Raw genomic sequence first — 15,304 nt, 5'->3', positions numbered from 1 at the left:
GAAGTGAAACGCAGCTGCGCCGATGGTAGTGTGGCTCAAGCCATGCGAGAGTAGGTCATCGCCAGGGTTTACACCCAAAACCCCGCTGCTCACGCAGCGGGGTTTTTCTTTGCGCGAAACCAAGCGCCCGGTAGATCCACGCCACGCGTGGACGGAGTGCCAACCAAGGTTGGCACCTACCGTAGAGTCGAGCTTGCTCGACTGAGTGGATGGAGTACCAACCAAGGTTGGCCCCCCTGGCGGTGGCACAAAAAAACGGCGCCCCGTGGGGCGCCGCTTCCTTGTCCAGGTGAATCTGTCGAGCAAGCTCGACGCTACGGGGCCGAGGCCTTGTTCTTCATCATGGTGTCGCGGGCGGCCTTGAAGGGATTGCCTTCGTACCAGTTCGGCCAGCGATCGCCGCCCGCCAGTTCCTTGCCCACGCCGTACATCAGCTGCAGATCTTCCACGGTGCCATCCAGCTTCCAGGTGGCCGCGTCGAACTCATCCTTCGGGCCGTGGTAGCGGTTGTTGCCGTAGTCGGTCGCCGCCTTGCGGCCGGCGTCAACGCCGCCGTCGCGCAGGTCTTCACCGCCATCGGCATACAGGGCCGGCACACCGGCCTTGGCGAAGTTGAAGTGGTCGGAACGGAAGTAGAAGCCGCTCTGCACCGAGGTTTCACCGTGCAGGGTACGGTCCTGTGCGGCCGCCAGCGGCTTCAGGATGTCTTCCAGCTCGGAACTGCCGAAGCCGGTCACGGTCACGTCCTTGGCACGGCCGGCCACCGACATCGCGTCGATGTTGATCACCCCGGCAATCTTGTCCAGCGGGAAGGTCGGGTGGGCCACGTAGTACTTCGAACCCAGCAGGCCCGACTCTTCCAGGGTGACCGCCAGGAACACCACCGAGCGCTCCGGCTTCGGGTCCTGGTGGGCCATGGCTTCGGCCACTTCCAGGATGCCGGCCACGCCGGTGGCGTTGTCCACAGCACCGTTGTAGATGTTGTCGCCTTCCTCGCCCTCATGCTTGCCCAGATGGTCCCAGTGGGCCATGTACAGCACCGCTTCGTCGGCACGCTTGCTGCCCGGCAGCACGCCCACCACGTTGCGCGACTGCTTTTGCGCGACCTGGCTCTTCAGGTCGACCGAGGCGGTGGCCTGCAGCGGTACCGGCTTGAAGCCGCGCTTGCTGGCGTCCTTGTAGGCCTGGGCCAGGTCCAGGCCGGCACCGGCGAACAGCGCCTTGGCGGCCTCGGCACTCAGCCAGCCCTGCACCGGCAGACGGCGCTCCGGATCATCCTTGGCCGGCAGGTCGTACTGCGGGCCGGCCCAGGAGTTCTTCACCACATCCCAGCCATAGGAGGCGCCGGCGGTGTCATGCACGATCAGTGCGCCGGCGGCGCCCTTGCGCGCGGCCTCTTCGAACTTGTAGGTCCAGCGGCCGTAATAGGTCATGCGCTTGCCGTCGAACAGGGTCTGGTCGTCGACGTGGAAGCCCGGGTCATTGACGAACATGACTACCGTCTTGCCCTTCCAGTCCTGGCCCTGGTAGTCGTTCCACTTCTGCTCCGGCGCGTCCACGCCGTAGCCGACGAACACCAGGTTGCTGGCATCCAGCTTCACTTCGGTCTGGCCGGTACGGGTGCCGACCACCATGTCGGTGCCGAACTTCAGCTCGGTGCTCTTGCCGCCCTGCTCGATCTTCAGCACGGTCGATTCATCGGCCGTGGTTTCGGTCATCGGCACGTCCTGGAACCAGCTGTCACCGTTGCCCGGCTGCAGGCCGATGCGCTGCATCTGGTCGCGGATGTAGTTGACCGTCAGCTCTTCGCCCTTGCTGCCGGGGGCGCGGCCTTCGAACTCATCCGAGCCCAGGGTCTTCACCATCTCGCTGAAATCGGCGGCGTTGATGTCCGGCGAGAACGCGTGGTTGGCCGGCTTGGCCGCCGCAGCGGTGTCGGTGGCCGGCGCGGCGGCGGGCGTGTCTTCGCCCTTGCAGGCGCTGAGCGCGGCCGCAGCGGCCAGGCACAGAAGGAGTTTACGGGGCATCGTCGGTATCCTGGATACAGATGGGGGCCGCGCCAGGCACGGCCAGGTAGCGGGGATCAGTCCCCGGTGCAGCACGACGTCAATCCGCCGGGGCGGTATCGGTGTCGAACGGGATGGCGTCGGCGCCGGTGACCGGACCGATGCGGGCGCTGCGGTGCACGTACAGCACCACCTCGCGCTCGAATTCCAGCGGGCCACTGACCACGGCATTGGGGCCGATGATGATGCGCGGCTTGCGGCTGGTGGTAAGCGAGACGCTGAAGTTCGGCTTGCGCACGTGTACGCCACCGGACACCTGCGAACCGATGCCGACGGTGATGTCACCGTTCACCGTTTCCACGTCCTTGCGCACCCGGCTGCTGACCAGGCCGATGCCACCGTTGACCGTTTCCACGCCGCCTTCGATCTGGCTGCCGGCATCGCTGAAGATGCTGCCGTTGACCGTGCTGACATCGCCGTGGGCGATCACCTCGCGGCCCAGGCGAACGCCACCGTTCACCGTCTCGATGCTGCCGGTGCGTGCGCGGTCGGCCACGGTCACCCCGCCGTTGACGGTGTCGATGCTGCCGGTTTCCACGCCTTCGCCCACGCGGATGCTGCCATTGACGGTGTCCAGCTTGCCGTAGCGCTGGCCCGGATCGGCGCCGATGCTGCCGTTGACCTTGCTGATGTTTTCCTGCGCCGCCAGCGGCGCGGCGGCCAGCAGCAGGCCCAACAGCAGCGGAATGGAATGGGTTTTCATGGGGACCTCGTTGTTGTGCGGCTGGCAGGCCGCGTGCGGAGATGTCACCATTCCCCGGCACCCCCTGCAACTGCCTGAAGTCACTGGAAAGCCCTTGCGCCACAACGTCTTCCCCTCACGCCAGCATCACATCGCCGCCCGCGGCGCGCGTTGCCTGTTGCTGGGGCTGGCCTTGGCGCTGGCACTGCCGGTGCCGGGCGGGGCGCAGACCGCGTCCACCCGCGAGGCCGAGCGCAAGCTGCAGAAGCTGCGCAGCGAGCTGAAGGACGTGGCGCAGGAGCGCCGGCAGATCGAGGGCCAGCGTGGCCAGGCATCGCGGCAACTGCGCGAGGCCGACGAAAAAGTGGCCCGCAGTGGCCGCAGCCTGGCCCAGACTGAAAGCGCGCTGCGCGAACAGGCCCAGGCCTTGGCCCAGGCCGAGCAGCGCCGCAACGAACTGCAGGCCACCCTGGCCAAGCAGCACCGCGAACTGGCCGGCCTGCTGCGCGCGGCCTACCAGTTGGGCAATCACGCGCCGCTGAAGCTGCTGCTGTCGCAGGACACCGCGGCCGATGCCAACCGCGCCCTGGCCTACCACCGTTACCTGCAGCGCGAGCGCGCCGAGCGCATCGCCAACCTCACCGCGGATCTGCAGGAACTGGAAACGCTGCAGGCCCAGATCGCCGAGCGCCAACAGCACCTCCAGGGCGCCCAGCGCGACCAGAAGCAGCAGGCCGCCACCCTGGCCGCCGACCGCCGCGAACGGGCGCAGACGGTGGCATCGCTGGAAGAACGCTTCAAGGACCGGCGCGAGAAGGAACAGGCGCTGGGCCAGGATGCCAAGGCGCTGGAAACCCTGCTGGCCAATCTGCGCGCCGCTGCCGCGCGCGCCGAAGCCGAGCGCCGCGCCGCTGCACGCAAGGCGGCGGCGGAAAAGGCGGCGGCCGAGAAAGCGGCCCGCCAAGCCAAGGCCGAAGGCCGCCCGGCGCCGCCCACCAAGGTACCGCCGGCGGTGGCCTCGGCGCCCGCGCCGAAGGTCGGCGGCCTGGGCTGGCCGCTGTCGGGCAATCTGCTGGCCCGCTACGGCGGCAAGCTGCCCGATGGCCGTACCAGCAGCGGCGTGCTGATCGGTGCGCCGGCCGGCAGCACGGTCACGGCGGTGGCCGATGGCACCGTGGTGTTCTCCGACTGGATGACCGGCTACGGCATGATCCTGATCGTCGACCACGGCAATGGCTACATGAGCCTGTACGCGCACAACGACACCCTGCTGAAGGATGCCGGCGCGCGCGTCAGCCGCGGCGATGCGGTGGCCAAGGTCGGCAACTCCGGCGGCCAGGGCGTCACCGCGCTGTACTTCGAACTGCGCCGCGGTGGCCAACCGGTCAATCCGGACAGCTGGCTGCAGCGCCGCTGAATCCTGGCGGCCGCGTGGCCGCGGGATTCAACGGGAATTTACCCACGCTTCGCGCATAATCGGTGCATGTGCCTTGGGCACGATGCCACCGTCGACAGGAGTGATCCATGCGCGCAGCCCGTACCGCCACCCTCTTGCTGGCCTTGTTGCCAGCGTTGTCCTGGGCGCAGCAGACCGCGCCTGCGGCCGCTGCCGAAACCCCGGCGCAGGCCGCCAGCAACGAAGAGGCGGTGACATCGAAGGTGCCGCTGGAAGATATCCGGCGCTTCGTGGCGGTCTACAACGCCGTGCGTGCGGCCTACGTGGACCCGGTGGACGACAACAAGCTGATGCAGTCGGCGGTGCGTGGCCTGCTGCTGGACCTGGATCCGCACAGCACCTATTTCAACAAGGAAGACGCCGAGGCCTTCGACGAACAGGCCAACGGCGCCTATGAAGGCATTGGCGTGGAGCTGCAGCAGCAGCCCGACAACGCTTCGATGAAGGTGATTTCGCCAATTGACGATACGCCGGCGGCCAAGGCCGGCATCCTGGCGGGCGATCTGATCATCGCCATCGACGGCAAGCCGATCAGCGCCATCGATGCCAGCGAACCGCTGCGCGGCCCGGCCGGCAGCAAGGTGGTGCTGACCATCGTGCGCGACGGCAAGCCCAAGCCGTTCGATGTGCCGCTCACCCGGCAGACCATCCGCGTGACCAGCGTGCGCAGCCGCCTGCTGGAACCGGGTTACGGCTATATCCGCCTGGCCACGTTCCAGGCCGACACCGGCGCCGATTTCCAGAAGCACGTGCAGCAGCTGCAGAAGCAGTCTGGCGGCAGCCTGAAGGGCCTGGTGCTGGATCTGCGCAGCAACCCCGGTGGTCTGCTGACGGCCGCCGTGCAGGTGGCCGACGATCTGCTGGAAAAGGGCAACATCGTCAGCACGCGCGGCCGCATCCGCATCAGCGACGCACGCTTCGACGCCACCCCGGGCGACCTGCTGAAGGGCGCGCCGGTGGTGGTGCTGGTCGATGCCGGTTCGGCCAGTGCGTCGGAAGTGCTGGCCGGTGCGCTGCGCGACAACCAGCGGGCACGCGTGGTCGGCAGCCGCACCTTCGGCAAGGGCTCGGTGCAGACCGTGCTGCCGCTGGACAACGGCGATTCGGTGAAGCTGACCACCGCGCGCTACTACACGCCCAGTGGCAAATCGATCCAGGCCACCGGCATCGTGCCGGACGTGGAACTGAAGCCGGCGCCCACGCCGGAAGAAGACGCGCTGCCAGCCAGTCTGAGCGACTACAGCGAGGCGACCCTGCCGGGCCACCTGCGTGGCGACGACGAAGGCACCGAGGGCTACAGCGCCGGCGCCGTGCTGCCGGGTGATGGCCCGATTGACGACGCTCTGGCCGAACTGAAGAACCCCGGTTCGGTGGCCGCGCGGCTGAAGGCCGAGGCCGCCAAGGCTGCCGCAGCCAAGCCACCGGCAAAGGCCGAAGCGAAGCCGGAAGCAAAGCCCGCGCCGGCCCCGACCAAGCCCTGATGGTAGCGCCGGGCCATGCCCGGCGATGTGTTCCCCTGCGCTGACGCACGCGATCGGTAGAGTCGAGCTTGCTCGACTGTTTTTGCCTGAAGCAGTCGAGCAAGCTCGACTCTACCGAGGGGCAAGAGCAGTCGAGCAAGCTCGACTCTACCGAGGGGCAAGAGCAGTCGAGCAAGCTCGACTCTACGGACAGGCAAGAGCAGTCGAGCAAGCTCGACTCTACGGACAGGCAAGAGCAGTCGAGCAAGCTCGACTCTACGGACAGGCCAGAGCAGTCGAGCAAGCTCGACTCTACGGAGAAGATGGCTAGAAGCCGTGGCGCTTGCGCAGCTTGCGGGCGATCGCGGCGCGCACGTAGACGCCGTAGAGCAGGCCGAACAGGAAGCCGCCGATGTGCGCCCACCAGGCCACCATGCCGAAGGTCGGGCCGATGTAGGCGAACACCACCTGCAACGCAGCCCACACGCCGATCAGCAGGTAGGCCGGGGCGCGCACGAATTCCAGGAACAGGCCCAGTGGAATGACCACCCCCAGCCGCGCGCCGGGGAACAGCGCCAGATAGGCGCCGATCAGCGCCGACACCGCGCCACTGGCGCCGATGATGATCTGGTCCGGGCTGCCCATGGTGTAGATCGCCACCAGGTTCGATACCGCCCCGCCCAGCAGGAACAGCAGCAGCAACCGCCACGGGCCCAGCACGCGCTCGGCGGGCAGGCCGAAGATCAGCAGGAACACCAGGTTGCCCAGCAGGTGCGACCAGTCGGCGTGCAGGAACAGGGCGGTGAACAGGCGCAGCACGCTGCCGTCCTGCAGGGTGGCCCAGTAGTCCAGCGGGTGGGTCAGGCCGGTGGACAGGGCCCCCCAGTCCAGCCAGAGGCTGCGACGGGCGTCGTCCGGGCGCGAGATCGACCACAGGAACGCCAGCCACACTGACGCAAACAGCACGGGCGTGGCCCAGCGCAGGGCCGCCTTCTTGCGTGAGGGGAGCGAGACGAACATGGGCGCTAGCCTAGCGTGCGCGGGCATTGTGCGGGGAGGCGCCTGTTCATGTTTTGCGAAGGGAAAAGCCCCGCTGCTGTTATTGTTTCATTAACGTCTCTGAGTGATACTCGCATACGGCGTCGTATGTCGGGAGGGGAATCCGGCGCGTTCTGGCGGGCCTTCGGGTCCGGTAGGCGCAGGCGCACTCAGAGCACCATCACCGCTTACCGGAGAGAGAACACGATGCAAACTGCTTCCACCATTGCCCGACTGACCCTGCTGGCCGTCGGCGTTGCCGGTGCGCTGGCCGCCGCCGATGCCAACGCCGCTGCCTTCCAGCTGAAGGAAAACAGCGCCAAGGGCCTCGGCCGCGCGTTCGCCGGCTCGACCTCTGCCGAAGGCGATGCCTCGGTGGTCGCCACCAACCCGGCCTCGATGCGCCTGCTCGACGGCACCCAGTTCCAGGGTGACGTGAGCGCCATCAGCTTCGGCGCCAAGTTCCGCGGCGAAGGCCAGTACGGCAACGGCGCCCCGATTTCCGGCGGCAACGGCGGCGACGCCGGCATGATCGCCCCGGTTCCGGCCGCTTACTTCCACGTGCCGTTCGGCGAAAAGGACAATATGCACTTCGGTGTGTCGCTGTCGGTGCCGTTCGGCTTCAAGACCGAATACGACCGTGACTGGGTCGGCCGCTACAACGGCGTGAAGACCGAACTGCAGGCCGTCGACCTGGGCGCCGCGTTCTCCTACGACGTGAACCCGTACCTGTCCTTCGGTGCGTCGGTGTTCGTCGAGCGCCTGGACGTTGACCTGACCAGCGCCGTCGATGCCGGCACCGCCATCAACGCCAGCGCCCAGCAGCGTGCTGCTGCCACCGTGCTGGCCCGTGGCGGCACCCAGGCCCAGGCCGCTGCCGCTGCCCGCCAGGCCGGAATCCAGGCTGCCCAGCTGGGCTTCTCGCCGGGTACCGCCGATGGCTACCTGCGCATCAAGGGCGACGAAATGTCCGTGGGTTACACCCTGGGCATGACCGTCAGCCCGGTGGAAGGCACCAACATCGCCTTCAGCTACCGCTCGGAAGTGGAACACAAGATCACCGACGGCAAGGCCGACTTCACCATGACCCCGGCTGCGGCCGCGTTCCTGGCCAGCGCTGCCCCGGGTACCTTCGTTGACAGCAACGGCCGCGCCACCATCACCCTGCCGGCCAGCGCCACGGTCAGCGTCAGCCACCGCGTGAACGACCAGTGGAAGATCATGGCCGACGTTTCGCGCACCGCGTGGAGCAAGTTCGACCAGGTCACGGTTGACTACGATTCCAACCAGCCCGACAGCGTGCTGCCGTTCCACTACCGCGACACCACCTTCGCTTCGATCGGTACCGAGTACCGTCTGAACGAGCAGCTGACCCTGCGCGGCGGCCTGGCGTACGACCAGACCCCGACCACCGACGCCCACCGCGACGTGCGCGTGCCGGACACCACCCGCAAGTGGCTGTCGCTGGGTCTGACCTGGGCCCCGTCGGAGAAGATGGAATACAGCGTGGGCTACACCCACCTGTTCACCAAGGATCCGAACATCACCTCGACCTCGGCCACTGGCAACACCGTGACCGGCAAGTACAAGGTGACCGGCGACGTGCTGGCCGCTTCGATGCAGTACAAGTTCTGATAAAGGCCACGGCCTGACGCAGTACAGGGAGAGCCCCGCGCAAGCGGGGCTTTCTTTTTGTGGGCCATCCACGCATGGCGTGGATCTACGGGTGGTGGGTCATCCACGCATGGCGTGGATCTACTGGGGCCATCCACGTCGCGTGCACCGATCCGGTCATGGCCGCCCACGCGCGTCGCGTGGATCGACGACAATAGCGGCATGAACCTGTCCGATCCCAATTTCCAGCTGGAGCTGGCTGCCAACATCGCCGTGGCCGGCTCGATCCTGCTGGCCGGGCGCAACAACGTGCACACCTGGTGGCTGGGCATCGTCGGCTGCGCGCTGTTCGCTGCAGTGTTCGAGCGTTCGCACCTGTATGCCGACATGGTGCTGCAGGGCTTCTTCATCGTCATCAGCGTGCTGGGCTGGTGGCAATGGCTGCGGGGTGACCACGGCGCGCCGTTGCCGATCACCTCGCTGCACCCGCGCGCCTGGGCGTGGCTGCTGCCGCTGGCGGTGGTGGGCACGCTGGGCTATGGCTGGATGCTGACCCGCCTGACCCAGGCCTATGCGCCCTACATCGATTCGGCAGTGCTGGTGCTGAGCGTGATCGCGCAGATCCTGATGATGCAGCGCAAGCTGGAATCGTGGTGGGTGTGGCTGCTGGTGAACACCATTGCGGTGCCGCTGTACTACAGCCGGGGCCTGCACCTGACCTCGATCCTGTACATCGGTTTCTGGATCAATGCGCTGGTGGCGCTGCGCCATTGGCGCACGCTGATGCGCGCCGACCGTGCGGCGGCGGGCGCAGCCGATGCCACTGCCTGACACGGTGCCGCGTGGGTTGGTGGTGGGCAAGTTCTGCCCGCTGCACCGCGGCCACGAACGGCTGATCGAATTCGCCGCCGCGCGCTGCCAACAGCTGCTGGTGATCGGCTGGTCGCAGCCGGGGTTCGCCGGTTACAGCGCCGGGCGGCGCGAGCGCTGGCTGCGTGCGCGCTTTCCGCAGGCGACCGTCGCGGTGCTGGATGACGACCGCCTGGCCGCCCTGTGCCGCGCGCATGGCGTGCCGCTGCGCGCGCTGCCGCAGGACAGCGAAAGCGAGCAGGTGCAGCGCGCCTTCACCGCGTGGCTGTGCCTGGCGCTGTTTGGTGGGCCGGTGCAGGCGGTATTCACCGGCGAAGACTACGGCGATGGTTTCGCTGCCGCCCTGGCCCAGTATTTCGCTGCACGAGTGCAGCATCACCGGCTGGACCGCGCGACCGACATCGGCCAGGCCAGTGGTACGCAGCTGCGTGCTGATCCGCATGCACACCGCAGCAGCCTGTCGCCGGCGGTGTATGCCGACCACGTGCAGCGCGTCGCCTTCATCGGCGGCGAATCCACCGGCAAGAGCACCTTGGCGCGGGTGCTGGGCGAACGCCTGGGCACGGCCTGGGTGCCCGAGTTCGGCCGTACGTTGTGGGAAAAGCAGGGCGGCGAGCTGCACGCGCAGGATCTGCTGCGCATCGCCGCGACCCAGCCGCAGCATGAAGAGCAGGCGGCGCAGCACGCGCACCGTTGGCTGTTCTGCGATACCACCCCGCTGGTCACCCTGGGCTACAGCGGCTGGATGTTCCAGACCGCGCCAGCGGAGCTGCAGCGCGCCGCAGCGCGGCCCTACGACCTGCTGTTCCTGTGCGCGCCGGACATTCCCTTCGAGCAGGATGGCACGCGCGTGGGCGTGGAATTCCGCGCACGGCAGCACGCGTGGTACCTGCAGCAGCTGCAGGCGCGTGGGGTGCCATATGTGCTGCTGGAAGGCGATCTGGACGCGCGGGTGGCGCGGGTACAGGCCGAGCTGGCGATGCGCGCGGACAACCGCTTCAGTGTGGTGGCCGGGTAAGCGAGGCCGGGCATCGCCTGGCGCCACCGGAAGGACACAAAAAACCCCGCTTTCGCGGGGTTTTCCGTGCATCCATCACACCCGTGGAAGGGAGGGGTGTCTTAGTCGCCCAGGGTCAGCAGCGAGGCATTGCCACCGGCGGCGGTGGTGTTCACCGTCACCGTCTTTTCAGTGGCGAAGCGCAGCAGGTAGTGCGGGCCGCCGGCCTTGGGGCCGGTGCCGGACAGGCCCTGGCCACCGAACGGCTGCACGCCCACCACCGCACCGATCTGGTTGCGGTTGACGTAGACGTTGCCGACGTGGACGCCGTTGCTGATGCGGTCCACGGTTTCGTCGATGCGCGAATGCACGCCCAGCGTCAGGCCGTAGCCAGTGGCGTTGATCTGGTCGATCACCGCATCCAGCTGCTCACCCTTCCAGCGGATCACGTGCAGCACCGGGCCGAAGACTTCCTTCTGCAGCTGGCCCAGATCCTTCAGTTCGTACGCACGCGGTGCGAAGAAGGTGCCATGGGCGGCTTCGGCGGACAGTTCGGCAGCGGCGATCAGGCGCGCTTCGCGGTCCATGCGCTCGGCGTGGTCCTGCAGGATCTTCAGCGCGTCGGCGTCGATCACCGGGCCGACGTCGGTGGACAGCAGGCCGGGGTTGCCGACCTTCAGTTCCTTCATTGCGCCGGCCAGCATGGTCATCACCTTGTCGGCGATGTCGTCCTGCACGAACAGCACGCGCGCGGCCGAGCAGCGCTGGCCAGCGGAGGTGAAGGCCGAACCGATGGCGTCCTTGACCAGCTGTTCCGGCAGCGCCGAAGAGTCGGCGATGAAGGCGTTCTGGCCGCCGGTTTCGGCAATCAGCACGCCGATGGCGGCGTCGCGCGCGGCCATGGCGCGGTTGATCGCGCGGGCGGTTTCGGTGGAGCCGGTGAAGGCCACGCCGGCCACGCGCGGATCGGCGGTCAGCGCGGCACCGACGGTGGCACCGTCGCCCGGCAGGAACTGCACCACCTCGGCCGGCACGCCGGCGTCGTGCAGCAGCTTCACCGCGTAGTAGCCGATCAGGTTGGTCTGCTCGGCCGGCTTGGCGATCACGCTGTTGCCGGCGGCCAGGGCAGCGGCCACCTGGCCCAGGAAGATCGCCAGCGGGAAGTTCCACGGGCTGATGCAGACGAACACGCCGCGGCCGTGCAGCTGCAGCTCGTTGGATTCACCGGTCGGGCTGGGCAGCTTCTCGGCGTGGCTGAACTGCTCGCGCGCCTGCTTGGCGTAGTAGCGCAGGAAATCCACCGCTTCGCGCACTTCGGCAATGCCGTCGGGCAGGCTCTTGCCGGCCTCCTTCACGCACAGCGCCATGAACTCGGGCATGCGCGCTTCCAGCTGGTCGGCGGCGTGTTCCAGGATGGCGGCGCGGCTGGCGGCCGGGGTACGGTTCCAGGCCGGCTGCGCGGCCACGGCATTGGCCAGCGCCTTCTGCACGGTGGCGGCGTCGGCGGCCTGCCACTGGCCCACCACGTCGCGGCTGTCGGCCGGGTTGGTGACCGGCAGCGAGGCACCGGTGGTGACCGCACCCGGCACCAGCGGCGCGGCCTGCCACGGCTTTACTGCAGCGTTGATCTGCTCGGCCAGGGCGCGCAGTTCGTTGTCGTTGGCGAGGTTGGCGCCCATGGAGTTCTTCCTGTCGTGGTTCTGGCTGCGCAGCAGGTCAACCGGCAGCGGGATCTTGGGGTGCGGAATCGATTCGAACGAGGCGACCATCTCGACCGGGTCGCGGACCAGGTCGGCGATTGGCACGCGCTCGTCGGTGATGCGGTTGACGAAGCTGGAGTTGGCGCCGTTTTCCAGCAGGCGGCGCACCAGGTACGGCAGCAGGTCTTCGTGCGAACCGACCGGCGCGTACACGCGGCAGGGCAGGCCCAGGCGATCGGCCGGCACCACTTCGGCGTACAGGTCATCGCCCATGCCGTGCAGCTTCTGGTGCTCGTACACGCCACCGTTGGCGATGCTGCGCACCGCGGCGATGGTGTGCGCGTTGTGCGTGGCGAACATCGGGTAGATCGCGTCGGCATGGGTGAACAGACGCTTGGCGCAGGCCAGGTAGGACACGTCGGTGTTCTGCTTGCGGGTGAACACCGGGTAGCCCGGATAGCCTTCGATCTGTGCGCGCTTGATCTCGGCATCCCAGTAGGCGCCCTTCACCAGGCGCACCTGCAGGCGGCGACCGGCGCGGCGCGCCATGTCGGCCAGGTGGTCGATGGTGTACGGGGTACGCTTCTGGTACGCCTGCACGACCACGCCGAAGCCATCCCAGCCGGCCAGCGAGGCGTCGGAGAACACCTGTTCGATGATGTCCAGCGACAGTTCCAGGCGGTCCGATTCTTCGGCGTCGACGGTGCAGCCGATGCCGTAGCTCTTGGCCAGCTGCGCCAGTTCCAGCACGCCCGGCACCAGGTCCTTCAGCACGCGTGCGCGCTTGGCATGTTCGTAGCGCGGGTACAGCGCCGACAGCTTGATCGAGATGCCCGGTGCGTTGTTGACGTCGCCGTCGGGGCGGCCGCCGCGTGCCTTGTGATCACCGCCGATGGCGTGGATCGCTCGACGGTAGTCTTCCAGGTAGCGCAGCGCGTCCTTCATGGTCAGCGCGCCTTCGCCCAGCATGTCGAAGGAATAGCGGTAGCTGGCGTTGTCGCCCTTGTGCGAGCGCGCCAGTGCTTCGCTGATGGTGCGGCCCATCACGAACTGGTGGCCCATGATCTTCATCGCCTGGCGCACGGCCAGGCGCACCACCGGTTCACCCACGCGGCCGACCAGGCGCTTGAACGCGCTGGGCGCATCGGCGCGGGTGGCATCGTTCATCTGCACCAGCTTGCCGGTCAGCATCAGGCCCCAGGTGGAGGCGTTGACCAGCACCGAATCGCTGCCGCCCAGGTGCTTTTCCCAGTCGGCATCGGCCAGCTTGTCGCGGATCAGCTTGTCGGCGGTGTCCTGGTCGGGAATGCGCAGCAGCGCCTCGGCCACGCACATCAGCAGCACGCCTTCCTCGCTGCCCAGGTCGTACTGGCGCATGAAGGCTTCGATCGCGCCCTGGTCCTTGGCGCGCACGCGCACCCGGCCGACCAGGTCGGCGGCCAGCGCCTGCACCCTGGCCTGCTCCTCGGCCGGCAGGCGCGCCTGCGCCAGCAGGTCACGCACGTGGCTGGCCTCGTCCTTCAACCAGGCGTCGGTGATGGCCTGGCGGAACGGGTTGGGGGGCGCCGGCAGTTCCGGCGACAGCAGCGCGCCCGGACGCGGCGCGTCGTTGGCGGTGGGGGAGGAAGAGGGTGCGTTCATGCCGGTCCGGCCAGTGGAAAACTTGGCGATTTTAATCATTTTTTGGCCGCCGGGAAGGACCTGCCAGCGCCCCTGATGAACGCTGATAGCCCCTGATGGCGGTGGATTCAGCCTGTTCAGCCCAGTCGGGCTTTTTTGTGCTGAATTCGTCATTCGTGCCGCCGGGCTCATGCTGTATTGCAACATCGGAAAAAGTGTGAATGCACCCTTGCTACCGGCGAGAGGGCAGGGCTACCATCGAGACGTTTCCCGCGGCAGGAACGCGGTTGCGACATGATCGAGGTGCTTCCAGCTCCGGATGGGTCAGGTACGCAGCTGCGGCTGCGTCCCCCACGGGCGCTCGATGCCCGGCAGTTCATCCTGTTGTTCACCGTGTTGGGCGGGGCGATGTGGCTGGTTTCAGCCGTCGGTTGGCTGGCTGGCAATGTATTCGCCCCCCTGTTCGCGCTGCTGTACAGCCTGTTGCTGGCAGCCGCCCTGCGCGCCCTGTGGCGCAGCGGCGAACGGCAGGAGGAGATCCGGGTAGTGCCGGCGTGTGTGGAGGTCATCCCCACGCCCGGTGGTTCGCCGGTGTTCCGCGCGCACCCGCATTGGGTACGCCTGGTCACCGGTGATGAGAGGGTCCGGCTGGCATCCAGCGGACGGCAGGTGGAGGTGGGGAGTTTCCTCGCGCCGGCCGAACGCCAGACGCTTGCTGAAATGCTTGAAGGCTTGCTCGCCGCCAGCGATGGCGGCAACCGACGACGCTAAGGGTCTAGGCAATGAAGCAAAGCAGCAGGTGGGGCACGAAGTGCGTTGCAGCGGCCGCCGCAGTGGTGGCCGGGGGACTGGTACCGGCACTGGCCTGGGCACAGGCGGCCGATCCCAAGCCGTGGCAGCTGAACATGGGCAAGGGGGTCACCCAGACCTCGCGCCTGGCCTGGGAGTCGAACAATCTGTCGCTGATCATCTGCACAGTGATCGGGGTCATCGTGTTCGGCGCGATGGGCTATGCGATGTTCAAGTTCCGCAAGTCCAAGGGCGCGGTGGCGGCCACCTTCAGCCACAACACCAAGGCCGAGATCATCTGGACCGTCATTCCGGTGATCATCCTGGTGGTGATGGCCTGGCCGGCCACGGCCAACCTGATCAAGATGTACGATACCCGCGATGCCGAGATGACGGTGAAGATCACCGGCTACCAGTGGATGTGGAAGTACGAATACCTGGGCGAGAACGTGACCTTCACCAGCCGCCTGGACCGCGAATCGGACCGGGTGCGGCAGAGTGGCATCGTGCCCGACCGCGAAAGCCACCCGCATTACCTGCTGGACGTGGACAACCGCCTGGTGCTGCCGGTCGATACCAAGGTGCGCTTCGTCATCACCTCCGACGATGTGATCCATGCCTGGTGGGTGCCGGCGCTGGGCTGGAAGCAGGACGCCATTCCCGGCTTCATCAATGAAGCGTGGACCAGCATCGAGCAGGCCGGTGTGTACCGCGGGCAGTGCGCCGAGCTGTGCGGCAAGGACCATGGCTTCATGCCGATCGTGGTCGAGGCGGTGTCCAAGGAAGACTTCAAGCAGTGGCTGGCCCAGCGCAAGCCGGCACCGCCCGCACCGGCCACGCCTGCTGCGGCACCGGCCGAACCGGCCGCGCCTGGCAGCGAAGCTCCGGCTGCGCCGGCAGCCCCGGCAGCAGCCGAAGCCGGCACCGCACCTGCCACCGCGGCCAGCGGCGCGTGATGTAAAGCCCGCGGCCGTTCGCGGCCGTGGCGACAACCGATTCTGAGAGGTGTTTT

The 15,304-nt window shown here is 67.5% G+C and carries 11 protein-coding genes; 7 read left to right on the top strand and 4 right to left on the bottom strand.

What is annotated here, in order from left to right; all coding sequences use genetic code 11:
- Positions 1-314: 314 nt before the first annotated feature.
- Both G4G00_RS20630 and G4G00_RS20625 read right to left on the bottom strand, forming a co-directional pair.
- Complete coding sequence (locus G4G00_RS20630; protein WP_164276206.1) at positions 315-2,027, bottom strand: M28 family metallopeptidase; 1,713 nt, start codon at positions 2,025-2,027, stop codon at positions 315-317.
- Between the two features lie 79 nt (positions 2,028-2,106).
- Positions 2,107-2,769: a hypothetical protein gene (locus G4G00_RS20625; RefSeq protein ID WP_108748225.1), complete on the bottom strand. Its 663-nt coding sequence runs from the start codon at positions 2,767-2,769 to the stop codon at positions 2,107-2,109.
- A gap of 94 nt (positions 2,770-2,863) precedes the next feature.
- Here G4G00_RS20625 and G4G00_RS20620 point away from each other — a divergent pair, with 94 nt between their 5' ends.
- Together G4G00_RS20620 and G4G00_RS20615 are read left to right on the top strand one after the other, a co-directional pair.
- Entirely contained in the window at positions 2,864-4,165 is a 1,302-nt protein-coding gene (locus tag G4G00_RS20620; protein WP_164276203.1) for a peptidoglycan DD-metalloendopeptidase family protein, read from the top strand.
- Positions 4,166-4,272: 107 nt separating this feature from the next.
- The gene (locus G4G00_RS20615) at positions 4,273-5,685 is read left to right on the top strand and encodes a S41 family peptidase (RefSeq protein ID WP_164276200.1); all 1,413 of its coding nucleotides are present in this window, start codon (positions 4,273-4,275) and stop codon (positions 5,683-5,685) included.
- A 306-nt stretch (positions 5,686-5,991) separates the two neighbouring features.
- Here the strand turns inward: G4G00_RS20615 and G4G00_RS20610 are convergent, their stop codons facing one another.
- A complete protein-coding gene (locus G4G00_RS20610; RefSeq protein ID WP_108748229.1) occupies positions 5,992-6,684 on the bottom strand; it encodes a rhomboid family intramembrane serine protease in 693 nt (230 codons plus the stop codon).
- A 225-nt stretch (positions 6,685-6,909) separates the two neighbouring features.
- Here G4G00_RS20610 and G4G00_RS20605 point away from each other — a divergent pair, with 225 nt between their 5' ends.
- The 3 genes from G4G00_RS20605 (at position 6,910) to G4G00_RS20595 (ending at position 10,204) form a co-directional block, all read left to right on the top strand.
- On the top strand, positions 6,910-8,337 hold the full coding sequence (locus G4G00_RS20605; RefSeq protein WP_108755193.1) for an outer membrane protein transport protein: 1,428 nt from the start codon (positions 6,910-6,912) through the stop codon (positions 8,335-8,337).
- Positions 8,338-8,538: 201 nt separating this feature from the next.
- Complete coding sequence (gene pnuC, locus G4G00_RS20600) at positions 8,539-9,147, top strand: nicotinamide riboside transporter PnuC (protein ID WP_164276197.1); 609 nt, start codon at positions 8,539-8,541, stop codon at positions 9,145-9,147.
- A complete protein-coding gene (locus tag G4G00_RS20595; RefSeq protein ID WP_164276194.1) occupies positions 9,134-10,204 on the top strand; it encodes an AAA family ATPase in 1,071 nt (356 codons plus the stop codon). The genes pnuC and G4G00_RS20595 overlap by 14 nt, the downstream gene beginning before the upstream one ends.
- Positions 10,205-10,305: 101 nt before the next feature.
- On the opposite strand, the gene putA is transcribed toward G4G00_RS20595, so the two are convergent.
- Positions 10,306-13,524 (bottom strand): bifunctional proline dehydrogenase/L-glutamate gamma-semialdehyde dehydrogenase PutA, encoded by a 3,219-nt coding sequence (gene putA, locus G4G00_RS20590; protein ID WP_108751934.1) that lies wholly within the window; start codon positions 13,522-13,524, stop codon positions 10,306-10,308.
- Between the two features lie 273 nt (positions 13,525-13,797).
- Between putA and G4G00_RS20585 the strand changes: the two genes are divergently transcribed.
- Positions 13,798-14,274 (top strand): DUF2244 domain-containing protein, encoded by a 477-nt coding sequence (locus tag G4G00_RS20585; protein WP_108748234.1) that lies wholly within the window; start codon positions 13,798-13,800, stop codon positions 14,272-14,274.
- 11 nt (positions 14,275-14,285) lie between these two features.
- Positions 14,286-15,248 (top strand): cytochrome c oxidase subunit II, encoded by a 963-nt coding sequence (gene coxB / locus G4G00_RS20580; RefSeq protein WP_164276191.1) that lies wholly within the window; start codon positions 14,286-14,288, stop codon positions 15,246-15,248.
- Positions 15,249-15,304: the final 56 nt, after the last annotated feature.

Source organism: Stenotrophomonas sp. B1-1, assembly GCF_010894375.1.
Lineage (GTDB): Bacteria > Pseudomonadota > Gammaproteobacteria > Xanthomonadales > Xanthomonadaceae > Stenotrophomonas.
Note: the sequence above shows the minus strand (reverse complement) of the source record. Positions and strands in the feature narration are given on the sequence as shown.

Excerpts from the sequence above, each read along its gene's own strand:
- G4G00_RS20610 (WP_108748229.1), bottom strand. The coding sequence starts at position 6,684 with ATGTTCGTCTCGCTCCCCTCACGCAAGAAGGCGGCCCTGCGCTGGGCC.
- pnuC (WP_164276197.1), top strand. The coding sequence starts at position 8,539 with ATGAACCTGTCCGATCCCAATTTCCAGCTGGAGCTGGCTGCCAACATC.
- putA (WP_108751934.1), bottom strand. The coding sequence starts at position 13,524 with ATGAACGCACCCTCTTCCTCCCCCACCGCCAACGACGCGCCGCGTCCG.
- G4G00_RS20595 (WP_164276194.1), top strand. The coding sequence starts at position 9,134 with ATGCCACTGCCTGACACGGTGCCGCGTGGGTTGGTGGTGGGCAAGTTC.
- G4G00_RS20585 (WP_108748234.1), top strand. The coding sequence starts at position 13,798 with ATGATCGAGGTGCTTCCAGCTCCGGATGGGTCAGGTACGCAGCTGCGG.
- G4G00_RS20605 (WP_108755193.1), top strand. The coding sequence starts at position 6,910 with ATGCAAACTGCTTCCACCATTGCCCGACTGACCCTGCTGGCCGTCGGC.
- G4G00_RS20615 (WP_164276200.1), top strand. The coding sequence starts at position 4,273 with ATGCGCGCAGCCCGTACCGCCACCCTCTTGCTGGCCTTGTTGCCAGCG.
- G4G00_RS20630 (WP_164276206.1), bottom strand. The coding sequence starts at position 2,027 with ATGCCCCGTAAACTCCTTCTGTGCCTGGCCGCTGCGGCCGCGCTCAGC.
- coxB (WP_164276191.1), top strand. The coding sequence starts at position 14,286 with ATGAAGCAAAGCAGCAGGTGGGGCACGAAGTGCGTTGCAGCGGCCGCC.
- G4G00_RS20625 (WP_108748225.1), bottom strand. The coding sequence starts at position 2,769 with ATGAAAACCCATTCCATTCCGCTGCTGTTGGGCCTGCTGCTGGCCGCC.